At 36.6% G+C, this 24,121-nt stretch carries 21 protein-coding genes; 15 read left to right on the forward strand and 6 right to left on the reverse strand.

Translation table 11 applies throughout. From position 1 onward, the window contains the following. The first annotated feature begins 549 nt into the window (after window positions 1–549). Window positions 550–2,610 carry a bifunctional diguanylate cyclase/phosphodiesterase gene (locus IEV17_RS12700; RefSeq protein ID WP_004659021.1) on the forward strand — a complete coding sequence of 687 codons (2,061 nt, stop codon included), beginning with the start codon at window positions 550–552 and terminating at the stop codon, window positions 2,608–2,610. A 109-nt stretch (window positions 2,611–2,719) separates the two neighbouring features. Here IEV17_RS12700 and IEV17_RS12705 read toward each other — a convergent pair whose 3' ends face one another. Further along, window positions 2,720–3,868, reverse strand: a complete 1,149-nt coding sequence (locus IEV17_RS12705; protein ID WP_004659019.1) for an alpha/beta fold hydrolase — start codon at window positions 3,866–3,868, stop codon at window positions 2,720–2,722. A 259-nt stretch (window positions 3,869–4,127) separates the two neighbouring features. On the opposite strand from IEV17_RS12705, the gene arsC reads away from it, so the two are divergent. Genes arsC through arsH form a run of 5 tightly spaced genes read left to right on the forward strand, consistent with a single transcriptional unit; the run spans window position 4,128 to window position 7,179 of the window. Next, window positions 4,128–4,562: an arsenate reductase (glutaredoxin) gene (arsC, locus tag IEV17_RS12710; RefSeq protein WP_004659018.1), complete on the forward strand. Its 435-nt coding sequence runs from the start codon at window positions 4,128–4,130 to the stop codon at window positions 4,560–4,562. Window positions 4,563–4,620: 58 nt separating this feature from the next. After that, on the forward strand, window positions 4,621–4,941 hold the full coding sequence (locus IEV17_RS12715) for a metalloregulator ArsR/SmtB family transcription factor (protein ID WP_004659017.1): 321 nt from the start codon (window positions 4,621–4,623) through the stop codon (window positions 4,939–4,941). Between the two features lie 6 nt (window positions 4,942–4,947). Next, window positions 4,948–5,421, forward strand: a complete 474-nt coding sequence (locus IEV17_RS12720; RefSeq protein ID WP_004659016.1) for an arsenate reductase ArsC — start codon at window positions 4,948–4,950, stop codon at window positions 5,419–5,421. A 7-nt stretch (window positions 5,422–5,428) separates the two neighbouring features. Continuing rightward, window positions 5,429–6,469 (forward strand): ACR3 family arsenite efflux transporter, encoded by a 1,041-nt coding sequence (gene arsB, locus IEV17_RS12725; protein WP_004659015.1) that lies wholly within the window; start codon window positions 5,429–5,431, stop codon window positions 6,467–6,469. Window positions 6,470–6,474: 5 nt separating this feature from the next. Further along, a complete protein-coding gene (gene arsH / locus IEV17_RS12730) occupies window positions 6,475–7,179 on the forward strand; it encodes an arsenical resistance protein ArsH (protein WP_004659014.1) in 705 nt (234 codons plus the stop codon). A gap of 95 nt (window positions 7,180–7,274) precedes the next feature. On the opposite strand, the gene IEV17_RS12735 is transcribed toward arsH, so the two are convergent. Next, window positions 7,275–9,566: a TonB-dependent receptor gene (locus IEV17_RS12735; protein ID WP_004659012.1), complete on the reverse strand. Its 2,292-nt coding sequence runs from the start codon at window positions 9,564–9,566 to the stop codon at window positions 7,275–7,277. 614 nt (window positions 9,567–10,180) lie between these two features. On the opposite strand from IEV17_RS12735, the gene IEV17_RS12740 reads away from it, so the two are divergent. Further along, the gene (locus IEV17_RS12740) at window positions 10,181–10,750 is read left to right on the forward strand and encodes a TetR/AcrR family transcriptional regulator (protein WP_004659010.1); all 570 of its coding nucleotides are present in this window, start codon (window positions 10,181–10,183) and stop codon (window positions 10,748–10,750) included. Window positions 10,751–10,861: 111 nt separating this feature from the next. Here IEV17_RS12740 and IEV17_RS12745 read toward each other — a convergent pair whose 3' ends face one another. The 4 genes from IEV17_RS12745 to IEV17_RS12760 form a co-directional block, all read right to left on the reverse strand. Then, entirely contained in the window at window positions 10,862–11,284 is a 423-nt protein-coding gene (locus tag IEV17_RS12745; protein WP_004659009.1) for a roadblock/LC7 domain-containing protein, read from the reverse strand. Between the two features lie 43 nt (window positions 11,285–11,327). Then, a complete protein-coding gene (locus tag IEV17_RS12750) occupies window positions 11,328–11,714 on the reverse strand; it encodes a hypothetical protein (RefSeq protein ID WP_188363586.1) in 387 nt (128 codons plus the stop codon). A 597-nt stretch (window positions 11,715–12,311) separates the two neighbouring features. Beyond that, on the reverse strand, window positions 12,312–12,671 hold the full coding sequence (locus IEV17_RS17235; protein WP_004659002.1) for a hypothetical protein: 360 nt from the start codon (window positions 12,669–12,671) through the stop codon (window positions 12,312–12,314). A gap of 75 nt (window positions 12,672–12,746) precedes the next feature. Further along, window positions 12,747–13,106, reverse strand: coding sequence for a hypothetical protein (locus tag IEV17_RS12760; protein ID WP_004658999.1), 360 nt, complete (start codon window positions 13,104–13,106; stop codon window positions 12,747–12,749). A gap of 1,111 nt (window positions 13,107–14,217) precedes the next feature. On the opposite strand from IEV17_RS12760, the gene IEV17_RS17240 reads away from it, so the two are divergent. The 8 genes from IEV17_RS17240 to IEV17_RS12795 all read left to right on the forward strand — a co-directional run bounded on the left by IEV17_RS17240 (window position 14,218) and on the right by IEV17_RS12795 (window position 24,101). Continuing rightward, window positions 14,218–14,853, forward strand: coding sequence for an AraC family transcriptional regulator ligand-binding domain-containing protein (locus tag IEV17_RS17240; RefSeq protein ID WP_004658995.1), 636 nt, complete (start codon window positions 14,218–14,220; stop codon window positions 14,851–14,853). 17 nt (window positions 14,854–14,870) lie between these two features. Continuing rightward, entirely contained in the window at window positions 14,871–15,254 is a 384-nt protein-coding gene (locus tag IEV17_RS17245; protein WP_004658993.1) for a helix-turn-helix domain-containing protein, read from the forward strand. A 341-nt stretch (window positions 15,255–15,595) separates the two neighbouring features. Next, complete coding sequence (locus IEV17_RS12770) at window positions 15,596–17,188, forward strand: peptide chain release factor 3 (RefSeq protein WP_004658991.1); 1,593 nt, start codon at window positions 15,596–15,598, stop codon at window positions 17,186–17,188. Between the two features lie 67 nt (window positions 17,189–17,255). Further along, window positions 17,256–18,083 (forward strand): hypothetical protein, encoded by an 828-nt coding sequence (locus tag IEV17_RS12775; RefSeq protein ID WP_004658989.1) that lies wholly within the window; start codon window positions 17,256–17,258, stop codon window positions 18,081–18,083. A 108-nt stretch (window positions 18,084–18,191) separates the two neighbouring features. Further along, entirely contained in the window at window positions 18,192–19,106 is a 915-nt protein-coding gene (locus IEV17_RS12780) for an RsiV family protein (protein WP_004658987.1), read from the forward strand. Next, window positions 19,106–19,921 carry a TatD family hydrolase gene (locus IEV17_RS12785; protein ID WP_004658985.1) on the forward strand — a complete coding sequence of 272 codons (816 nt, stop codon included), beginning with the start codon at window positions 19,106–19,108 and terminating at the stop codon, window positions 19,919–19,921. The genes IEV17_RS12780 and IEV17_RS12785 overlap by 1 nt, the downstream gene beginning before the upstream one ends. A 126-nt stretch (window positions 19,922–20,047) precedes the next feature. Then, a complete protein-coding gene (gene acnA / locus IEV17_RS12790) occupies window positions 20,048–22,804 on the forward strand; it encodes an aconitate hydratase AcnA (RefSeq protein ID WP_004658983.1) in 2,757 nt (918 codons plus the stop codon). 109 nt (window positions 22,805–22,913) lie between these two features. Beyond that, complete coding sequence (locus tag IEV17_RS12795; RefSeq protein ID WP_004658975.1) at window positions 22,914–24,101, forward strand: MFS transporter; 1,188 nt, start codon at window positions 22,914–22,916, stop codon at window positions 24,099–24,101. Window positions 24,102–24,121 lie beyond the last annotated feature (20 nt).

A 24,121-nucleotide genomic window follows, 5' to 3' on the forward strand; every position in this document is an offset into this window, starting at 1 on the left:
GCGTAGGAGACCCTACTCAGGATTCAAGCAAACAAAATCGTAGACAAGGAGAAAACTAAGTTTTATCTCTGAGTTAAAAGAACCCCCTTGTTGATAAACGAGGTTTTTTTAATGCTGTTGATAACAGAGTTATAACAGTATAAAAATTAAAAAAGGCTTAATATGTATCTCAAATAAGCATTTTATATCGTGCTTAATACATGAGAAAAACAACAAAACTGCAATGAGACTTAAGTTCATAGTGCAGTTTAAAACAAATAAGAAGTAACTACTTAAATACTAAAAACACCTAGCAAAAATAAATTGGTCTTTCGGTAAAAAAGTGCAATAAAAAAAGCAAGTCTTTTCATTGGTTTGAAATGATTATATGTTTTTATTCTATTGATTTATAAAATGAAAAAGACTTGACCTTATGCTAGATGATGTTATTGTTAAGGAAAGTTTATGAATACACAATTTGTATCTTTTTTGAGTGTTAAGGATCGTTCTGATTTCGAGCAATTCGCTCAACAAATAAAAAAAAGTACTGAATAATCATGGAAGTCCTTTATGGTTCACGTTGATTACGATAGCACATGGGTCATCGTTTCCATTTTGGTTGCAGTAGCGACTTGTTATGCTGCAGTTTCAATGGAAGAACTCGTTTTTAAAGCTGCTTATAAAAAGTTTGAGAAAAGCATTTTAGTAACGAGTGGGTTGACTTTAGGCTTGGCAATATGGGCAATGCATTTTATTGGAATGCTCGCGAGCCATTTGCCTGAAGGCTATCATTTTGATATTAGTTTGACTGTGCTTTCATATTTGATAGGCGCAACTGCTTCGGTATTTGCTGTTTGGCTAACGACTAGACCTACTTTACCTATGCCACGTCTGATTTTAGGTGCATTATTCTTAGGGCTAGGGATATCTGGGATGCATTACACGGGGATGTTGGCGCTTTCAGTTGAGCACCATCAATTGAGATATGATCCATTATTGGTGATTTGTTCAGTACTCATCGCTGTATGTGGTTCTGGTTTGAGCTGTTTATTCGTTTTTAAATATAAAACCGCAGTTAAATATAAAACTTCATTAAAGGCTGTCGTTGCAATATTGATGGCTTTTAGTATTGTAGGTATGCATTACACGGGTATGGCAGCCACTTATTTTGATACAGGATTTGCGGAAGCACTTGGCTCAGCACAAACAGAGCAAGCCGTTTTATTATTTACCATTATTTTTATTACCAGTTTGGTGTTTGTCGCTGGTTTTGCTGTCGCAGTTTTAGAAGCCCGACTAGAAGATCGTAATCAACAATTAGTTAGAATAAACAAAGAATTAGCAACTCAGTCACTACATGATTCATTAACAAAGTTGCCGAATCGATTATATTTGACAGATTATGCGGAAGTGATCTTCAGCCATCATCGCTTACGAGAAGAAAAAGCAGCATTTTTATATGTAGATTTAGATCGCTTTAAATCAGTAAATGATGCTTTTGGACACCATATTGGTGATCAACTTTTAATTCAAATGGCCAATCGGTTACATGAAAAATTAAGTTCAAGCCATAAGCTATTTCGTATTGGTGGTGACGAGTTTGTATTGATCTCTGAAAATACTGATGTTAATCAAGCGATGTTACTAGCAGAAGAAGTTCTGCATTTTATTCAAGAAGCATATCTGATCGCGACAAAAGAAATTAATATTTCTGCAAGTTTGGGAATCGCAATGTATCCTGAGCATGGTACGAATGTTCAGGATTTATTAATTAATGCAGATGTAGCAATGTTGGCATCTAAAGAACAGGGTAGAAATACGTTTACTGTTTTCCACTCCGCAACAGATCAGCAAGATGTCCGTAGCCAATCCAAATTAATTAATGATTTATATAAAGCGGTAGATGAGCAGCAATTTGTTTTATTTTATCAGCCTAAATTTACTGCGAATTATCAAGTTTGTGGTGTTGAAGCGCTCATCCGTTGGAAGCATCCAAGTCTAGGTTTGTTGACTCCTCAAATGTTTATTGAGGGAGCAGAAAAAACAGGTTTGATTATTCCGATGGGATATTGGGCACTGGAGCAAGCCTGTCAGCAGATTCAAAAATGGGAACGAAGTAATAGTCCGTTCTACCCGATTGCCGTCAACTTATCTGCATTACAATTTGAAAATAAAAAACTTTTTAGTGTATTAGAACAGCTCTTAGAACAATATCAAATTCAGCCCCACAATCTTATTTTAGAAATCACTGAATCAACAGCAATGCATCATATTGATTCAAGTATTCGTACTTTAGAACGTTTGCGTAAGTTGGGTATTCGGATCGCCATTGATGATTTTGGAACTGGTTACTCAAGCTTTTTATATTTAAAAGATCTGCCTGTTGATGAACTTAAAATTGATCGCGGTTTTCTTATAGACTTACAACCAAACTCGAAAGAAGAAGCAATTCTAGAAAGTATCATTCATCTTGCTGCTAAGTTAGGCTTAATCGTCACAGCTGAAGGTGTAGAAACACAGCAACAAGCTGATATTTTAACTAATTTAGGATGCAATCAATTACAAGGTTATTTATTGGGTATACCTGTAAATGTTGAAAATTTAGTGTTGAATCGTCACAACTTTGCTTAATTTATTTTGATTTAACGATATCTATATCATCTATTTATGAAAAAGGCTGCTCATATCTTTTCAAGTAAAAGAGATTCACAGCCTTGATTATTTTAGCAATTATAAGCACTTAATTTGAGCGCTGTTGTAACCATGCGCGAACTACAGGCCAAACTGCTTCTGGTGCTTGGCTACCTGAAACCAAACCCATATGACCACCAGGAACGATTTCAAAGGTTTTATCTTGGCTACTGATCAAATCCATTAATGGTCGTACAGCTTCTGCAGTCACAATAATGTCAGTATCCCCACCAATCGCAAGTACTGAACATTCAATATCTTTAAAATTAGCAGTTTGATCTCCAAATTTAACGAGACCTGTCGAAAGTTCGTTATCAATCCAGAAGCGTAAAATAATATCGCGCATTACACCGCCAGGATAGGCGAGCATATTGTCAACAAACGAACTTGATGTTGCGTGATTAATTACAAACTGCCGATCGTTCAAATTTTTCAGTAATTGCCAATAATTTTTAAAATTACCCACTGGATCTGTGAGCTTAAATCCGAGCGTATTTTGCCAACCATGAATATGGAAATAGCGGCTCGGAATTTGACGGATTCGGAAATTAGTATTGGTCCGCACCCATTGTGCTGGTGTATTTAACTTTTGATAAAGCTTGCCAATATAACCTGATTGATGAGTGTTAATTGGTGATGCCAAAATCATTAAATTCTTAATATTTTTATCTTTAAATAATGAGGTGTAGCAAAGTGAGATAGCTCCACCGAGACTCCAGCCATACAGTGATAGTTGTTGTTGTCCGCTATGTTCACGAATTTTGCTGATAAAGTCGGGCATAAAGATTTTGATATATGTACCGAAATTATATCTAGCTTGTTTACGGCTTGGTGTGCCCCAGTCAATCATATACACATCAAAACCTTGACTTTGAAAGTAACGAATGAGACTACGATCAGGAAACAAATCGAACACTAAGGTATTCGCTGCTAATGGGGGAATAATAACGAGTGGTACACGGTGTTTATTTTCACCTGATTCTACGTCTGCCTTGTAAAACCGTAAGCTAATAATTTCACGTTCATAAACGACTTCAAAAGGTGTCTTTCCTGACAATGCCAGTTGATGTCCCCTCAAGAAACGATCTGCCGCATTTGAAAATACTTGTGCAGCTTGCTTACCCGCACGCGTTTTTAAGATTGATTGGGCTGTTTTAGCATTAACAAAGGTATCTTTAACTTTAGGCAATTGAGTCATCGTGTAAGAACTCTATGGTTACAACTGTGTAGCCGCATATTAGAAGAAAAAGTCTCTAAGCTCAGTGACTCATTTGCTTAACTTGTATTCCAAAATGATCAACTTGAGACAATATTCTTTGATTTGCACGATTGAGTTTTAAAGTTTTGGAAAAAGAGACAGCAGGTAAACTGATTTAATTGTGGTGTGCTATATATGAATTTGCATATATATGAAAATTCATATATAAAGAACTTAAAATTAATCAGGTTTTAATGCGATGGCAATTTCATTAGATGTGACGATATATCACAATCCAGCATGTGGAACTTCACGTAACACATTAGCTTTGATTCGTAATACAGGAATTGAGCCAAATGTTATTGAATATTTGAATGCTCCTCCGACTTGTAGCGAGTTAATTCAGCTTATTCAAGATGCAAAGTTGATGGTTAGAGAAGCGATTCGTAAGAATGTTGATCCTTATCACGATCTAGCATTAGATCGTGAAGATTGGACTGATGAGCAACTGATCAGTTTTATGCTGGAGTACCCTATTTTGATCAATCGGCCATTTGTGGTGACGGAACGAGGAACACGTTTGTGTCGTCCATCTGAACTTGTGTTAGATATTTTGTCACTACCACAGAAGGGCGCTTTTACTAAAGAAGATGGTGAGCAGGTGATTGATGAAAATGGGCAACGAGTAAATTAAAAATTTGGCTTTTATATATGGAAATTTACATATTCATATAAGCAAATAGGAAGTGAAGATGGATCAAGTGAATTTTTTTAAATGCTTAGCAGATGAAACACGTCTCAATATTGTCACTTTAGTTGCTGAGCATAAAGAATTATGTGTGTGTGACTTGACTGAAAAATTACAACTCAGTCAACCAAAGATCTCTAGACATTTAGCGTTATTACGTTCATCAGGTTTATTGCAAGACAGACGACAAAGCCAGTGGGTGTATTACAGCATTCATGCAGAGTTGCCTGCTTGGTGTCATGAATTACTCAATCTCTTGGTACGTGAACAAACTTCCGCAAGTAACCAATCTCAGTCTCTCCAAATTAAAAGTTATTGTGAGTAATACCGCATGAAATTTATTTTCCTATGTACTGGAAATAGTTGTCGCAGCATTTTGTCCGAAGTACTTTTTAACAGTCGTGCACCTGAAAATTGGAAAGCATATAGTGCAGGTAGTAAGCCTTCTGGACAGGTTCATCCACTGACGATTGAAACGCTTGAAAACTTAAGCCTTTCAACCGATGGTTTGTGGAGTAAAACCATTGATGACTGTGAACAATATCAGGCAGATGTGGTGATTACAGTTTGTGACTCTGCGGCTCAGGAAGCTTGTCCACTTTATTTAGGCGGTGCAATCAAAGCACATTGGGGCTTGGCTGACCCTTCACATTTAGATTTACCTAAACCAGAAAAATTACAGGCATTCCAAGTGACTGTAGATCATATCAACCGCCGTTTAGATGCTTTATTTGCATTGGACAGCGCAAATATGTCTCGTCCTGAATTGATTGCTGCAATCAATCACATCTCAGATATTGAATGAGAACATCATGGCTCAGCAAAGATTGTCATTTCTAGATCGTAACTTAACCCTATGGATTTTTATTGCCATGGGATTAGGAATTGCGATCGGTGTATTTTTACCTCAAGCTTCTGTTGCTTTAGATAAAATGAGTGTGGATTCTGTCAATATCCCAATTGCGATTGGTCTGATTTTGATGATGTATCCTCCCTTAGCAAAGGTTGATTACGCAGCATTGCCTGAAGTATTTAAAGATAAAAAAACGCTGACTTTATCTTTAGTACAAAACTGGTTGATTGCACCTGTCTTGATGTTCGGATTAGCCATTATTTTTCTACAAAGCTATCCAGAATATATGACGGGCTTAATTTTGATTGGTTTAGCACGCTGTATTGCAATGGTCTTGGTCTGGAATGGTTTAGCTTGTGGTGATAATCAATATGTTGCAGCATTGGTGGCATTTAATAGTATCTTCCAAATTCTATTCTTCAGCAGTTATGCTTGGTTATTCCTGACTTTCTTGCCGCCTTATTTTGGTATTGCAGGGCAAGTCATTCATGTAGATTTTTGGACGATTACCCATGCGGTGTTGGTTTACTTAGGGATTCCATTTTTTCTTGGTTTCATGACGCGAATGATTTTAGTGAAAGCCAAAGGTCTAGCATGGTATCAAAATGTCTTTTTGCCGAAGATCAGTCCTTTAAGCCTGCTTGCATTGCTGTTCACGATCGTTGCGATGTTTAGCCTAAAAGGTGCTGATGTCGTAAGCTTGCCTTTCGATGTGATTCGTATAGCGATTCCATTAACAATTTACTTTGTTGTGATGTTCTTCATGAGCTTTTTTATGAGCAAGTGGATGGGCAATGACTATCCGAAAACCACTGCAATTTCCTTTACTGCTGCTGGGAATAACTTTGAATTGGCATTAGCGGTTGCGATCGCAACGTTTGGTCTAGCTTCACCCGTGGCATTTACCACAGTGATTGGTCCACTGGTTGAAGTGCCTGTGCTGATTGCTTTAGTCAGTGTGTCTTTATGGCTTAGAAAAAAGTATTTTAAATCGGTGTAAATGTGATGACTCTTCCAAATATAGATATGAATTTACTTGATCAACCCACTTTAGAAAAAGTGCAAGCGCAAGCCTTGGATCATGCACCACGTATTTTATTGTTGTACGGTTCGAATCGTGAACGTTCCTATAGTCGTTTAGCCGTGATGGAAGCAGGGCGCATCTTGGAGCACTTTGGTGCTGAAGTAAAAATCTTTCATCCTAAAGGTTTGCCCCTACCTGAAGATGCGGATATGGAACACCCAAAAGCCAAAGAGCTACATGAATTGTTGGCGTGGTCAGAGGGCATGGTGTGGTGTTCACCTGAACGTCATGGTTCGATGAGTTCCATCTTTAAATCGCAAATCGATTGGATTCCACTGGCAGGTGGTGCAATTCGTGCAACCCAAGGTAAAACTTTGGCATTGATGCAAGTTAGTGGTGGCTCGCAGTCTTTTAATAGTGTCAATCAAATGCGTATTTTAGGACGTTGGATGCGCATGATTACCATCCCAAATCAGTCTTCAATTCCAAAAGCATTTTTAGAATTTGAAGAAGATGGTCGTATGAAAGCATCGTCTTACTATGATCGTATCGTAGATGTAATGGAGGAGTTGTATAAATTCACGTTGTTGACGAGAGGGCAGAGCAAGTATTTAACAGACCGTTATTCTGAACGGAAAGAGTCCGCTGAAGAGCTGTCAAAGCGTGTCAATCAACGTAATCTATAATGTTTATTGCTTTTCGTTAAGATAATAAAAAAACAGCCTCCTGACGAGGCTGTTTTTTTATGAAAATCCATCGTTTAACGATGGATTTTCAGGTTTTAGTATTTGAAGTTTACAGATAATACTGCGCTGCGACCTTCCGCTTCAGTTGCGTAGTGTGATGTATAAGCTTTAGTGAAATAACGTTTATCAGATAAGTTGTTTACATTAAGCTGTAAATCAACATTTTTATTTACATTATAACGCGCCATTGCATCATAACGAACATAACCTGGAACCCACTTGGTATTTGCTGCATCACCATAGACCTTATCCATTGCAACAGCACCAGCACCTAAAGTCAAAACAGGTAAAACTTGATATGTCGTCCAAAGCGTAGCACTATTTTTTGCTACATTTTGAATTTGGTTACCATTCGTTGGACTTGGTACGTATTTACCGCTTGTATCCTTAACAAAACCTGCATCTACGATTTCACTATCTAAATAGGTATAACCAGCCGACACTGCCCATTTTTCAGTAATGTTGCCGTTTACACCAAGCTCAATACCATCAACACGTGTTTTTCCAATATTTCTTGTGAAACCATCGGTATCTAATGCACGTGTATTTTCTTTTTCAGTACGGAAAATTGCAGCTGTGAGGTTTAATTTTTCATTAAGAACATCCCATTTTGTTCCTAATTCATATGTCTTAACTTCTTCAGGTTTCAAATTGTTGATAGCGCGAGATTGTTCATCAGTCGTATTTCGGCCAGGTACACTAATCCCTTCTGAACCATCACCAGCATCAACGCCTACAGGGTTTGCTGATGTTGCATAGCTAATGTAAATTGCCCCATTTTCAACTGGTTTAAATGTAAGCCCAGCTTGATAATTAAAGAAATCATTGCTAGAGCTGTATTTTGTTCCCGCCTTGATTAGAGTTGCACCTGATCCTGAATCTTTATTATATTGCACATCAGTTTCAAATTTGTCCCAACGAACACCAAGATCAAGTAACCATTGTGGTGTAATCGTAATGTTATCTAGAACATAAACTGATTGGGTTTTCGATGTGATTTTTGTCACATTAGGATTTGCTTTTATATTTCCTAGCCATGCATCTCCTGAATTAGGATTATCTAAGCTAGTACACCATCCGTTTGAATTTATTAATGAACAAGCATTGGTTGTGCCACTACCACCAATTTTTGAGGTGTTCGGATCCGTTACAAGATTTGTTCCTCTATCTGATTCCTGTTTAGCGTATTCTGCACCAGTATTGAAACTGTGTTTTAGTGAACCCGTATTAAATTTACCTGTTAAAGTGAGTTGATCTGTAAAGCTATCAGTATTAGTTAAGTTTGTATTGACTCGGCGCCAAACTTGACCATTTACAATATTACCTTGGCTATCATCAGGTTGAGTCCATAAATAATCGTTTTTAGACTTACTGTAGACCGCAGTATTACTTAGCACTAGGTTATCAGTTAAATCATGTTCTAATTTAAAAGTACCTATCTGGTTTTCTTGTTTTTGGAAATCACGATCTTTCCAACCATAGTAAGTGCCTTGTTTGACATCTACTGGCTTACCAGCAGTAACTTTCTTTATTGTATCGTATTGATATGGAATGCCAGAATCTGGCTCATCATTAGTTTTGAGGTAGTAATAACTCAAGGTACCGCGAGTTGCTGTATCTAAACCAAAGGTAATACTTGGTGCAATACCTGCACGTTTATATTCAGCACCATCATGTTGTCCCGCTTTTTCATTTTGATGGCCCATGACCACCACACGAGCTGCGACACCATTATTAAAATCTTTGTTTCCGTCTAAGGAAATACGTGCATAATTATCTGTACCACTTGAAACAGAACCCTCTAAAGCATCGCCTTTTTTAGCAACTTTAGAAATCATGTTAATGCTACCGCCAGAAGTACCTGCACCACCTAAAGCAGAGGCAGAACCCTTTGTAACTTCAACTTGTTCAACTGCAAACATCTCACGGTTTTGTGATGTTGAGTTACGAATGCCGTCTACATACATTGAGCTTTCTGAGTTATAGCCACGAATGAAAGGGCGGTCGCCGTTTGGATTACCACCTTCACCAGCACCTAAAGTAATACCAGGAATTGTACGTAAAGCATCAGAAAGGCTTGTAACTTGAGTATCTGCAATAAGCTGCTTTGAAATAACAGAAACAGATTTTGGTGTATCTAAAAGAGGAACGACAAATTTGCTATTTGAAGATTGGTCTACTTTAAGACCTTGTTCTTGTTCTGCTTGGGTATGAATTGTTGGTAATTGTACTGGCTGATCTTGAGCGATGGCTGGTACTGCAATCACGGAGAGTGAAGATGCGATTGCGGAAGATACTAATTTCTTACGTGATTTGATAAAAGACATAATCGTTCACACAGATATGAGAAAAATTTTGAGAATAATAATGATTCTTAATCATAATTTCAATTTATAACTGAACTATTTGTCGGATAGGCGGTAAAAGAAGAGTGAACTTAGGTCTAGGCTTTATGTACAAATAAGTTGTCGTCGTACATAGAGAATTTCCTGTGCAGATATCTATCTAAGAAAGATGATGAAAAGGGAATTCTATTATTGAAAGAGTTGAAACTAGATTGAAGTGTATTCTGTCACCTAATCAAATAGTGATGAACTCTTGAATTTCAAATAGGTGTTTAGTAATCACTGATAAAAATATAAGTAAGTTAGGCGATCAAGAGTTACTCTATTTTCAAAACTAGCTGGTTCATAAATGAAAAATGGATTAATGATAAATAAATTTGAATACTTAGAAATATAACTTTATAAAATTTTATTAGAGTGTCAATTTTTAAATAATTGGTGTCAATATTTTTTTTAATTTTTATAGTATTTTTAAAGAGAAAATTAGCTTTAAGAACTAAAAATAAATTTTTATTAAATTTTCAATTATTTTTAGTCTTATTTTAAGAATTGATGTCTATTAAATTATTTGATTTATTGAAATAAAAGAGAATGAAGTGAACAAGAAACAAGATATTATTGTAACAGCTATCAAGTTATTTAATACTAACTCTTTTAGTTCTATTGGTGTGGATCAGATTGTTCATGATTCTGGTGTTGCAAAAATGACTTTTTATAAGCATTTTCCATCAAAAGAAAAATTAATTGCATCATGCTTGCTTATAAAAGTTTCTGAAATAAGAGATGCAATATTGTATGAAGTAAACTTAAAAGACGAATTTGATTACTTAGGGAAAATAAAAATAATATATGATTGGCATATCCGTTGGATATATTCAAATAATTACAATGGTTGCTTATTTCAGAAGGCGACTATTGAAATATTAAATAAATATCCTGCTTTAGCTAAAACAATTACAGAACATAAAAGTTGGTTGCGAAAATTAATTGAAGAGTTATTGATAGGTCTGCACGTCGATCAACCAAAAATTTTAACTGATATATTCTTAAATGTTATAGATGGTCTAATGATTAATGTTAGAAACTATAGTGATATGTGTAAAAGTAAACAATCTTGGAGTTACATCAAAAAATTAATATTAGCGAGCCGAATGTTAAATGTTTAATACATCTGTATATTCAGTCCTATAGCCTATATTCTTTATTTTTAGTTCTACTAAGACAAGGCTTCTGTTAAAGCTTGTCTTAGCTTTCTACTTTTGGAAAACGATAAAATCTTAAGTTGAGTCTGCATGAATAAGTGCATTACTGACTTGCTTCAAGCTATAAAGTAATTGTCCTAAAAGTACATCTTTATTACTCAATGTAACCAATATCATTGGGTGGTGAGGTGCGGGGATGGGCGTCAAAATAGCTTTTCCATTTTCAGCATCGAAGGTGATGCTTTGACAGCCCGTAAGATTAATTTCATTTAAAAAAGCACTGATCATTGCAAGAATAGAGCTACTAACAGCTGCAAGTTTGGTACTATTATAATTACTTTTTTTATGGACAGCTGCTAGTTCAAGGCCATCTGTCGAGCATAACATGACATAATTAATACCTCTAATACTGGTTAAAATATCATTAGCATGGTTTTTTGCTAATTGAATTAATTCTTTTGGCGCTGTACGCTGTTGAGTGTCTGGAATTTTAAACATCAAATTAATCTCATGTAAATTATAGTTCTGAAATTTATTGAATTTAAAGATTCAACCAATATTGAAATACATTTTTAAAATTTAGATTGAAAAATATAAATATTCCAAAATTAGTGGAGGTGAATAAATAAAAATTAAATAGTTTTAACTTTTTAATTATTGTGTCTGTTATAAATTTTAATTCGTTTTTTTGGAATTGATAAATTAATTCTTCTTCTTCTTCTTCTTCTTCTTCTTCTTCTTCTTCTTCTTCTTCTTCTTCTTCTTCTTCTTCTTCTTCTTCTTCTTCTTCTTCTTCTTCTTCTTCTTCTTCAAAAGAAAGAATTTGATTGTTCTTTAACGTGTAATGATGTGCAGATATTGAATCCTTAATTAAATTAATGAAAATATTTTTTTTGATTTTAAAAATTATTATTTTGTGGTTGTACATAAAAAAACCTTATATTTTTAGGTGATTTCTAATTTTATTGAAAAAATTTGTTAAGAAGCTTCTGTTGCTATTTTCTTTGAGTATTTCATTTTTCTTATAATTGCTTTCTAATTCTAATATTTTTTTCCATTCATTGATATTAGACATGCAGATATAAACTGTTGGACTGTTTCAATTGGAATGTTTAGTTCATTTGCGACTTTAGAAAGCTGAGCACCTTGGATAAAACATGCTGAAAGTTGTAATATGATCTTTTGGTCCTTATTTTGATTAGATTGTGGCCAATAAAAAATCTTATAATATTCATTTTATTTTAATGTTAATTTACTAAATTCAGGTGATCTCCAGAATAAATTCCAAATCCAATCTTCTAAATTAGCTTCAGACGTAAAATTGTTTTTTAATGAATCTGAATTGGTTGCTATTTCATAATTAAAACTTTGATTTGTTTTTCTAGATAATTGTTGAGGATCAAAAAAAGCTAATCTTCTGCCAGTATCAATAATCGCTAAACTACCATTATCATCTGATAGGTGAAGTTTAGTGTTCTTAAATTTAAAAATATCATTTAAGTATTTTAAATCTATAGATTTTTTTCTAGCGAACTGTTATTGGTATTTGGTGTGATAAATTATTGATAACATAATACTGTATCCAGTTTTTTAATATTGCAGATTGGTGTATTGAGATAGATATGTCACTATTTTCAATAGTAGTAATATTTTGTTTTTCTGATATTTTTAAATATTTAATTTTTTTCTGTTTTATGAAACGTTGGATTGTATGTGTATCGAAAATTGAATCACCTACTATGATGAGGTCTATATTTTCATCTAATGTATAAATCCAATTAAGATGTATTTGTCTTGGAATTATTCTTCGTAATTCACTTTTTAACTCTAAAGTTGCTTTGATGTCTAAACCTAGAATTATAATATTGATATAAATATCACTCATGGTATCACTTTATTTTAAAGTTTATTTATTAGTACCCCTTATGCAAGATAAATTTGTATAAGGGGTTTGATTTATTTAAGAAAAGTCTAATTCTTTTTCGAAAGTTTTTAATTCATGTCGTGCCATAGCTAAATTAGATTTAGCACGATCTAATACAAGATATAAAAATAAGTTTCCATTGCTTTCTAATGGTCTTATCAAGTGGTAGGCTTTACCAAGCGTAATAAGAATATCTTCGATATCATCATTTAGTTTTAATGAACTCGCTACACGACGTTTTGCGCGAACTACTTCTGTATTACCAGCGGCTGCCAACTCTAAATCAAGAGTTCCTTTTTGTTGAGTTGATAGCGCTAAACCGCTTTCAGCATCAACCAATGCTGCTGCCACAAAACCATCGATGCCTGTCAAACTTTCTAAAGAAATTTTAGCCATTTTTATCTCAACTTTTTATTTAGATTTAATATTCATAAAGAAGATCTTTGCTGAATAACTTAATTTTAAGAACGAGAATATTTCACACATATTTTTATTAAGAAATTTTATGTAATTAATATTCCTAGTTAAAATTATAGAAAATTTGAAAAATTGTATTGACACCAATCATAGTGAAAATTGACATCTCTTAGCTTTTTGATAAATGGATTATGTGTATGAATTATTGAAAAAAGGATTTAGCCAATAACTAAGTTCTGCAAATTCAGGCTTGTTTTTTGATTATATGTTGTTATTTTCAATTGAATTTTTACTTTAAAATAATTGTTCTTTTGTTCACGTGATCTTGAAAATATCTATTAATTTAAATAAACAACACCAGATTATTTTTAAGCAGGATCAATTTTTTATCTTTCTATGTGATCAGTAATGAGGATCTTCAACAAATCATCATGATTTTGTCATTGATGGCACATGCTAATTGTCGCAGAAAGTTGAAATCTTCAGTAAGTACAACTCTAAACAGCGTAGAAAAATTCTATCAGTGGATTTCGCAATAGAACAAATTTTTCCCCTCTATATTGTATATAGTTTTTCTCAATCTAAATTACAACCAGTACTCATGAACTATCCTATTCAATAAATGAATCGCCTAAGTTTTTAAATAATATTACTTTTTTAGATATTACTAAACACTTCATTCGAGCTTATCGAAGCGGTCACATCGTCCATTGCTTGTTTAGCTTTCTTGAGGGCTTATTGAGCTGAATTCATTAATGTCAATTTTTGATTATTTTATTGTCAATGTATTTTTAACAATCTTTGCTAAAATTAATAATGTGACACATGTCACAATCTTGTTGGTTAATGTCAATTTTATCGTTTTAGCGAACAAGAAAATTTTTTTCTATAAGCCATAGTTATGCCAATTTCTATTTGAAATAGTGGGATAAAAAATAAATTTAAAATTAATATTTAACGATAGATTTTTTTAAATTTATAGTTGGAGATTAAATTTTTTATCAAATTCTATTAATTAGAATGATCGCAGAAGTTATGATTTTAAAATGACTTTTTATAAAAAGTTATAAGTAATGGAATACTTTTTTAAATGAATAAGTCTGTTTTTTTGGGGTCTGTTGCTACACCATTATTAATGACAATAGTTGATTTTTGCTTATTCAATAAAATTAATCTACCTGAAGAGTGTCTTTATTATTTGGATGTTAATACATTACAACCAAAAGATATTGATGAACGTGTACCATTTCAAATTTGGCATAATATTTTACATAAAATTAGTTTGCAGCATCCAATCGAAGGATTAGGTTTGGATATTGCTAAACATATTCAATTAGCTCATGCTGGAATTTTATCTTATCTGGCATTTTCTGGGGCTAATTTATTCGAAGCATTCTTAGATTTTGTGACTTATAATCGTTTAGTATATGATTTTAATCTTATAAATTTTTGTAGTCAAAATGATTCAATTGAATTAAGTTGGGGAGATTCAAGAGGGCGTCCAGGCTTGTTGGTTGATGAAACAGCAATTGCATTATTTTTGAATATTATTATAAAAGCGATAAATCCACTAAAATTTTCAATAAAAAAACTTAACTTTATTTACCAGCAACCGAAAAATGTAAAAGTATATGAAGATTATTTCGATTGCCCAGTTTTTTTTGATGCTCACATCACATCACATCAATCGTTTTTTCTTTTTCAGAAATTGAGACTATTTATCTAGATCGAGCTGACCCTATATTGTATAAGATATTAAAGAAGCAAGCCGATAACTTAATTGATAAATTAGAAGTATATGATGATATAGAGCATCGACTTTATATGGGTATTAAGTGTTGTATTAAAAATAAGAATATCAATATTGATGAGGTGGCAAAACATATGGGAGTTTCAAGGCAAAAACTAAAAAAAGACTTGTTTACGGCAAATATTAATTTTAATAAAGCAGTCAATCAAGTGAGGGAAAATTTAGCAAAGGAGTATTTAAGTGATAAAAATTTTAATATGAATGAAATTTCTGATTTATTAGGATATGCGGAGCAAAGTGTTTTTCAGCGTGCTTTTAAAAACTGGACTAAAAAAACACCATTACAATTCAGAAAAGATATATTAAAAAAGAGTTAGTTCATTTTTTATTTCTGTCTTTAGATAGCAACATCCTGTTTCGTAATAATATTTTAAACAACGATTACCTTGTGTAGCTAGTTGTCTTCGTGTTTATCTATATGAATAAGGGTCTTCGCTTTTATCTAAAACTTACACTTAACTTGAACATCTTTTTAGCTCCGTTTCAATTTGATTTTTAGCAAGTAAAGCTTCTTGTGGATAACTTGGTACTTATCAACAATCAATAAACAAGTTCACTAAATCTGCTACAATTGCGCCAATTTCGAATTCTCACTTTTCAGTTATGGTACATATCGAGTCATGTGTACGTAACTGTGTACATATTGAAGATTTTTCTCATGAGTTTTAAAGACGAATTAGCGGTACAAGTTGCCCAACGACGTACCTTTGCGATCATTTCCCACCCCGATGCGGGTAAAACCACGATGACCGAAAAGCTTCTGTTATGGGGCAAAGCTATTCAGGTTGCAGGAATGGTTAAAAGTCGTAAGTCTGATCGTGCTGCGACATCTGACTGGATGGAAATGGAAAAAGAGCGTGGAATTTCGATTACCACTTCTGTCATGCAATTCCCTTTTAAAAGTCACACTATCAACTTACTCGATACACCAGGTCACGAAGACTTTTCTGAAGATACCTATCGTACTTTGACTGCTGTTGACTCTGCATTAATGGTGATTGATGGCGCAAAAGGTGTTGAAGAACGTACCATTAAATTGATGGAAGTGTGTCGTATGCGTGACACACCGATCATTTCCTTCGTCAACAAAATGGACCGTGAAATTCGCGAGCCTCTAGAGTTGCTTGACGAAATTGAAAACGTTTTAAATATTCGCTGTGTCCCAATTACATGGCCTTTAGGTATGGGACGTGACTTTGCAGGGGTTTATAACCTACTTGAAAACAAGTTATATGTTTATAAAGCTGGTTTTGGCTCGACGATTACGGACATTGAGGTACGTGATGGTTATGATCATGCCGATATTCGTGAAAAAGTGGGTGAATTAGCTTGGGCTTCTTTTGAAGAATCACTTGAGTTAGTTCAAATGGCAAATGAACCACTTGATCGTGAATTATTCTTACAAGGTAAACAAACGCCAGTACTTTTTGGTACGGCATTAGGTAACTTTGCTGTTGATCATGTGCTTGATGCATTTATCAATTGGGCACCAGAACCTAAAGCGCATCCAACTCAAGAGCGAACTGTAGATGCCAACGAAGAAGGATTTACAGGCTTTGTATTTAAGATCCAAGCCAATATGGATCCGAAACATCGTGACCGTATTGCCTTTATGCGTATTTGTTCAGGTAAATATGAAAAAGGTTTAAAAATGAATCATGTGCGTATAGGTAAAGATGTACGTATTAGTGATGCATTAACCTTCCTTGCAGGTGAGCGCGAGCATCTTGAAGAAGCTTGGCCTGGTGATATTATCGGTTTGCATAACCATGGTACGATTCAGATCGGTGATACATTTACCAGTGGTGAAAAATTACACTTCACAGGTATCCCACACTTTGCACCTGAAATGTTCCGCCGAGTTCGTTTACGTGATCCTCTTAAATCTAAGCAATTGCAAAAAGGTTTGAAAGAGTTATCTGAAGAGGGTGCAACACAGGTATTTATGCCTCAAATTAGTAATGATTTGATTGTCGGTGCAGTCGGTGTGTTACAGTTTGATGTGGTCGCTTATCGTTTGAAAGAAGAATATAAAGTTGACTGTATTTATGAGCCTGTCAGTGTTCATACGGTACGTTGGGTCCATTGTGATGATGAAAAAATTCTCAATGAGTTCAAGAAAAAAGCGCATGATCAGTTATCGGTAGATGGCGGCGGTCATCTGACTTATCTTGCACCAAGCCGTGTAAACTTGCAGTTAATGCAAGAACGCTGGCCAGATATTCAGTTCCGTAACACGCGAGAACACTAAAATGCACAAAAACAGCTTCTAAATTAGAGGCTGTTTTTAATTGAAGGATCTAAAAAAGGAGGATGAGATGAATACTTTAAAACCACTTTTTGCTGTCAGTATAATGATTGGAATGATGGCTTTAACGGCATGTGATCATCCTAAAAAAAATGAGACTGATACAGCTCAAAACAAAAATCAAGTATCAACGCATACTGAAAAAGCTGAAGTCCTGCCATACCTCAATATGCAAGAAGCCAAAGCGGATTATGCCTTGCCGTTCTGTGAAAAGAAGAACTGTATTGATGTCGATATTCAAACTATCAAAACCCAAGATGCGTGGCTTAACACATGGATTGCAAAAAATCAGGCCAATGTGATTCAACAACAAATTGAGCAGAACAAGAATTTAACCTTACAGCAAGCCGTGAATGCTTATGTGAAAAAGTCAGATGAATGGCAAGATAAATATTCTAAGAATAAAGCGTATGAGCTGCGCTTAACAACACGTATTGCTTCACAGCGTAACCAGTATGTGTTGTTGCAAATTGGCGTTGATACGCAGCAAGAAGATATTGCGGTTAAAGATAGATTTTACTTTTTCGTTGCTGATCGTAAGTTACAGAAAAATCTAACCGTACTCGATGTGATACAGAAAAATCAGCAAAATGAATTAAATAATATTATTCAAGCACATTATCAAAAATGGATTGAAAAACAAAGTACAGAAGTGAAGAAACAAGTTCCTAAAAAACTGTATTGGGGGCAGGCAGATTGGTTCTTCGATGGGGAAGGAATCGGCTTGCATTATCGTGCCAATGAAATCAGTAAAGATGCACCACAGTTGGATATTTATTTAACCACTGAACAAAGCAAACAGATGCTACAACCTGAAATTTATCAGCAAATGTTTTAATCTACTTGCTTGAGTTTCGTATAGAAATTGCATGCGCTTATAGCGGTTTTGCTTTAACTTCGATAGCATTTAAAAATCTTGTGTAATAACAATACTGATAGGTTTTAAATGAAAGCATTTTATAAATATAGCATTCTTGCAGGTGCGATTTTGCTTGCTGCTTGCCAGCCGAAATCAGAGCCGAAAGAATCACAGGATAAACCGACAGATCCGCCAGTGGTACAGCAAACTGCTGAGCCAATTCTGCGTGGTGAAACCGTGAAATTGCAGGTAAATTTACCTGAATGTAAGGGCAATACCTGTCCAGATTTCACAGTTGAACGATTACAAAGTAATTTCCCATTTATTGATCAGTTACTGGATCAACAGATTCTCAATCAACTGAGTAAAATGCTCGATGTAGTTGATGCTGATACCGCAGCAGCATCCGCACCCAAAACGGCTGAACAAAAAACAGGTTTAGATACTCAAGCACAAGCCTATGCTAATGCTTTTGTAAAAATTGATGAAGAGTTGAAAGCGCTCAGTAGTAGTCATCAGATCAGTCTGATGATTAAGCCTAAAATTTTGCAACCGAAAGGCAAGCTGGCAACTGTAGTGTTAAATAGCAGCAGTTATTTGGGTGGAGCGCATGGTTCAACCTCACAACGTTACTATAACTTTGATTTAGCGAACCAAAAACAGATTCAATTGCATGACCTATTATTACCGAAGCAAAAAGCAACTCTAGACAAATTGGCGCATGAAGCCTTTAAAGTGTGGATTGTTGATGCCAAACTTGCAACTGATCCGAAAGAATATGAACAGGCTTGGCCATTCCAAGTCACCGATAATTTCTTATTGGGTGAACAGGGTTTAATTCTACAATATGGCGAATATGAGATTGGACCTTATGTCGTCGGTTTACCGCGGTTAGTGATTCCATTTAGTGAATTGCAGGGTGTTTTAAAACCTGAATATTTACCAAAAATTGATACGCCCGCAGCATCTACGCCTGCTGCAAGTACGCCAAGTCAAAGTTAATGCAACTGTTCGATACCCATACCCATTTTGATGTTGCCGATTTTGATCATGATCGGCAACATCTGGCTGAACAAGCAAAACAGGTTGGGGTCGATGCTTTGGTATTAATCGGTTTTGTTGAATCACGATTCGATGAACTGATCCACACCCATAAACAATTGCACGCGTGGGACAAGGTGCCGACTTCTTATCTGGCCCCTGGTTTACATCCTTTTTATATTGAGCAACATCAAACTGAACATTTACAGCAACTTGAGCACGTGTTACAGCAGCATGACTGTGTGGCGGTGGGTGAAATTGGTTTAGATACTTTTTTAAAACAACATAAACAGCCCGAACTGTTTGCCAAACAGCAGCATTATTTTATTGAACAATTGGTATTGGCAACACAGTATCAAAAGCCCGTGTTATTACATATCCGTAAAGCACATGCAGAAACGATTGCGATTTTAAAAGCACAAAAATTTAAATTGGGTGGCATTGCTCACGCGTTTAGTGGTGGAGTCGAAGAAGCCAAAGCCTTGGTTAAACTGGGCTTTAAAATCGGGGTGACAGGACAAATCACCAATCCGAATGCCAAGAAACTGCATCAAGTGGTACAAGCGATAGGCAGTGAAAACTTGGTGATCGAAACCGATTGTCCCGATATGACGCCGTTGTGCTGCCAAACTTCGACCGAGCATCGCACCCGTAATACCCCAGTCAACCTACCTTATGTTCTGGAGAGTTTGGCTCAGACCCTTGACCAGCCTGAATTGCAACTGGCTGCACAACTCTGGCAAAACTCATTGACTGCGTTGCGACTTAAATTTTAAGAGAATAAGCAAATAATCTCGTTAAAAATAAGATACTAAAAGGGAACACATGCTTTTCTAAACAGGGGTACATTAAAAGAACAATTTGATAATAAACACATCAGCCAATACTGGGAGGGTAACCTTATGGCCAGATATAGCAAAATCAATAGTTTCAATGCATTACAAACACTCACCGTCGGTTCAACATCCTATCAAATCTATAGTTTAGCGCGAGCAGCTCAAACCCTCGGTAATATTGATCAATTGCCAAAGTCTTTAAAGGTTTTACTCGAAAATTTACTCCGTTTCGAAGATCAAAAAAGTGTAAAAGTGGAGCATATTCAGGCTTTGGTTGATTGGCAGAAAAGCAAAAGTTCTGATCAGGAAATTCAGTATCGCCCTGCACGGGTACTGATGCAGGATTTCACGGGTGTTCCTGCAGTGGTCGATCTGGCTGCAATGCGTGCCGCAATGTCTCAAGCAGGCGGTGATCCCAACCTGATTAACCCTTTATCTCCTGTGGATTTGGTGATTGACCATTCGGTGATGGTCGATCATTTTGCCGATGAAAATGCCTTTGCCGAGAACGTTGAAATTGAAATGCAACGGAATGGTGAGCGTTATCAATTCCTTCGTTGGGGACAATCTGCATTTAATAATTTTAGTGTGGTGCCACCCGGGACAGGGATTTGCCACCAAGTCAATTTAGAATATTTAGCGCAAGCCGTCTGGTTAGGTGATGATGAAGGTCAGGTTTTTGCCTTTCCAGATACCTTGGTGGGAACAGACTCACATACCACCATGATCAATGGACTGGGGGTTTTAGGTTGGGGTGTGGGCGGGATTGAGGCCGAAGCAGCCATGCTCGGGCAACCTGTATCAATGCTCATTCCAGAGGTGATCGGATTCAAACTCACAGGTAAGTTGAATGAAGGGATTACTGCGACCGATTTGGTTTTGACCATTACTCAGATGTTGCGTCAAAAAGGCGTGGTGGGTAAATTCGTTGAGTTCTATGGCGATGGTTTGGCAGATTTACCTTTGGCAGATCGTGCGACCATTGCCAATATGGCACCAGAATACGGTGCGACTTGTGGATTTTTCCCGATTGATGAGGTGACATTGGGGTATTTAGCCCTAACTGGCCGCAAACAAGAACGTATCGATTTGGTCGAAGCTTATAGTAAGGAGCAAGGGCTATGGCATCATACGGGTGATGAGCCAATTTTTACCGATACATTGAGCTTGGATATGAGTACCGTACAAGCCAGTCTGGCGGGGCCAAAGCGCCCACAAGATCGGGTTTTGTTGGGCGATGTTCCGAAAACATTTAATGCGTTGATGGAGCTGAATCTCAAACCCGCCAAAGACGCCAAAGAACGTTTAGAGAATGAAGGCGGCGGCGGTACGGCGGTTGAAGCCAAGAAAGCGAATTTAGCGCATGAACAACCTGCTTGTACCATTGATGGAAAATCGTATCCATTGAAGGATGGTGATGTGGTGATTTCCGCGATTACCTCATGTACCAATACCTCGAATCCAAGTGTGATGTTGGCGGCGGGTTTACTGGCGAAAAAAGCCATTGAAAAAGGTTTGCAGCGTAAACCGTGGGTGAAAAGTTCATTGGCGCTGGGTTCTAAAGTGGTGACCGATTATCTGGCTGCGGCAGGTTTAACACCGTACTTGGATGAGTTGGGCTATAACTTGGTCGGTTATGGTTGTACGACTTGTATTGGTAACTCTGGAGCTTTGCCTGAACCGATTGAAGAAGCAATTCAATGTCATGATCTGAATGTGGCTTCGGTACTTTCAGGTAACCGTAACTTTGAAGGGCGTGTTCATCCTTTAGTGAAAACCAATTGGCTGGCGTCACCACCACTTGTTGTAGCCTATGGTTTGGCGGGAAATATTCGGACTGATTTAACCACTCAGCCGATTGGACAAGATCAAAATGGTCAAGATGTCTATTTGAAAGACATTTGGCCAAGTCAGATTGAAATTGATCAAGTCTTGCAGAAGGTCAATACCGACATGTTCCATAAGGAATATGCAGCGGTGTTTGATGGAGATGCAACTTGGCAAGCGATTCAGATTCCACAAAGCCAAACTTATGCGTGGCAAGATAACTCGACCTATATTCGACATCCGCCATTTTTTGAAGAAATTAATCAACCTCCAAAAGCCATTACCAATATCGAGCAGGCAAGAATCTTGGCGGTATTGGGTGACTCAGTTACCACCGATCATATCTCTCCAGCAGGGAATATCAAGAAAGACAGCCCAGCAGGACGTTATTTACAGCAGCAAAGGGTTGAACCGAAAGACTTCAACTCCTACGGTTCTCGACGCGGTAATCATGAAGTGATGATGCGTGGGACGTTTGCCAATATTCGGATCAAGAATGAAATGCTGGATGGTGAAGAGGGCGGCAATACCATCTTCATCCCAACAGGTGAAAAGCTGGCCATCTATGATGCATCCATGCTTTACCAGCAACAGAAAACACCGTTGGTGATTATTGCAGGTAAGGAATATGGCACAGGTTCGTCACGAGATTGGGCTGCAAAAGGGACTAATCTCTTAGGCGTTAAAGCGGTCATTGCTGAAAGCTTTGAACGGATTCACCGTTCTAATTTAGTAGGCATGGGGGTATTGCCTTTGCAGTTTGTGGATGGACAAACCCGTCAATCCTTGAACCTCACTGGCCGTGAAGTATTGTCGATTCATGGACTATCTGATGGTATCCAACCGCATCAAACGCTGGATATTCAGGTACAGCGAGAAGATGGCAGTCAAGATCAGTTCAAAGTGTTATGCCGCATTGATACCTTGAATGAGATGGAATACTTTAAAGCAGGCGGTATTTTGCATTATGTACTACGCAATCTGATTGCTGCATAACGAGACACTTTCTGGAAAAAAGATGAAAGCTGGTCTTTCATCTTTTTTTGTTTGAATTTCAAGCCTTCAGCGTTAAGGTAGTCAGGCTCGATTAAATTGGATAAAGGCTTTGAATCAGTTACCCCGTTATGTTTATTATCTGTTGGTGGCTCAGGCCTTTAACTTAATTGCTGCTGTTCTGTCAGTTACTGTGGCTGCAATTGTGGGGTTAAAACTGGCGCCGACTCAGGCACTCGCCACAGTGCCCTATGGCTTGCAGTTTTTAGCGATGTTACTGACAACCTTTGTTTTTTCTTTTTTAATGAAAAAGCTTGGACGTCATCTGGTTTTCCAGTTTGGTTGTGTCTGCCTGTTTTTGGCTGGTGTTCTAGGCTATCTGGCTCTACAGCAGCAACAGTTTTATCTATTATGCCTGAGCCATTTTTCACTGGGTTTATTTATCTCGACTGCGAATTTTTATCGCTTTGCTGCTTCTGATCGGCTGGCAACAGATTTAATTCCAAAAGCTACTGCGATGGTCATTTCGGGTGGTGTGGTTGCTGCGGTTATTGCACCGATGTTGGCAATCCAATTTCAACAGGTGCAAGGATTACCTGATTTCACTGCGATCTATTTAATTTTTAGTATTTTGGCGTTGTTCCTCTCTCCAATTCTGTATGGGTGGAATCAACAGTTTCAAATACAACAAACCGTGCAAATAGAGACAGCATCCATTCCGCGTGCCAAATTACCGAATACTTTGATTATCGCTGCCGTCATCAGCGGTGCTTTTGCTTACTATATTATGAATGTGATGATGATTATGTCCTCCTTGCATTTAAAGGAGCATCATTCATTTCATTATGCTTCGATCTCGATTCAGTTACATGTATTGGCGATGTTTATCCCATCCTTCTTTGTGTCGAAATTGATTCAACGCTGGGGAACGCAAACCACGATTTATCTCGGTTTTGCTTTGTTGATGTTATCGTCTTTCATTCCGATGTTTGGACAGGTCGGCATCTATATTAATGCTGCCTTGATCGTGCTGGGTGTGGGCTGGAATTTTGCTTATTCAGGTGCATCAACTTTGTTAGCTGGTCTCAACGAGCAGCAAAAACATCGTGTCCAAGGCATCAATGAAACAGGAATTGCCTTATTTGCGACCTTAGGGGCATTTTTACCTGCACCGATTTTAAGTAGCCTCGGATGGATCAATGCAAACCTATTGGCTTTATGCATGAGCCTGATGGTTTTTATCCTGTTGGTTATTTTAATTCGTCGAGATCAATCATCCCCTAAAGTTTCACGGGGCTAACCTAAAACAAGCGAAACACG

Source organism: Acinetobacter modestus (assembly GCF_014636095.1).
Classification (GTDB): Bacteria; Pseudomonadota; Gammaproteobacteria; order Pseudomonadales; family Moraxellaceae; genus Acinetobacter; species Acinetobacter modestus.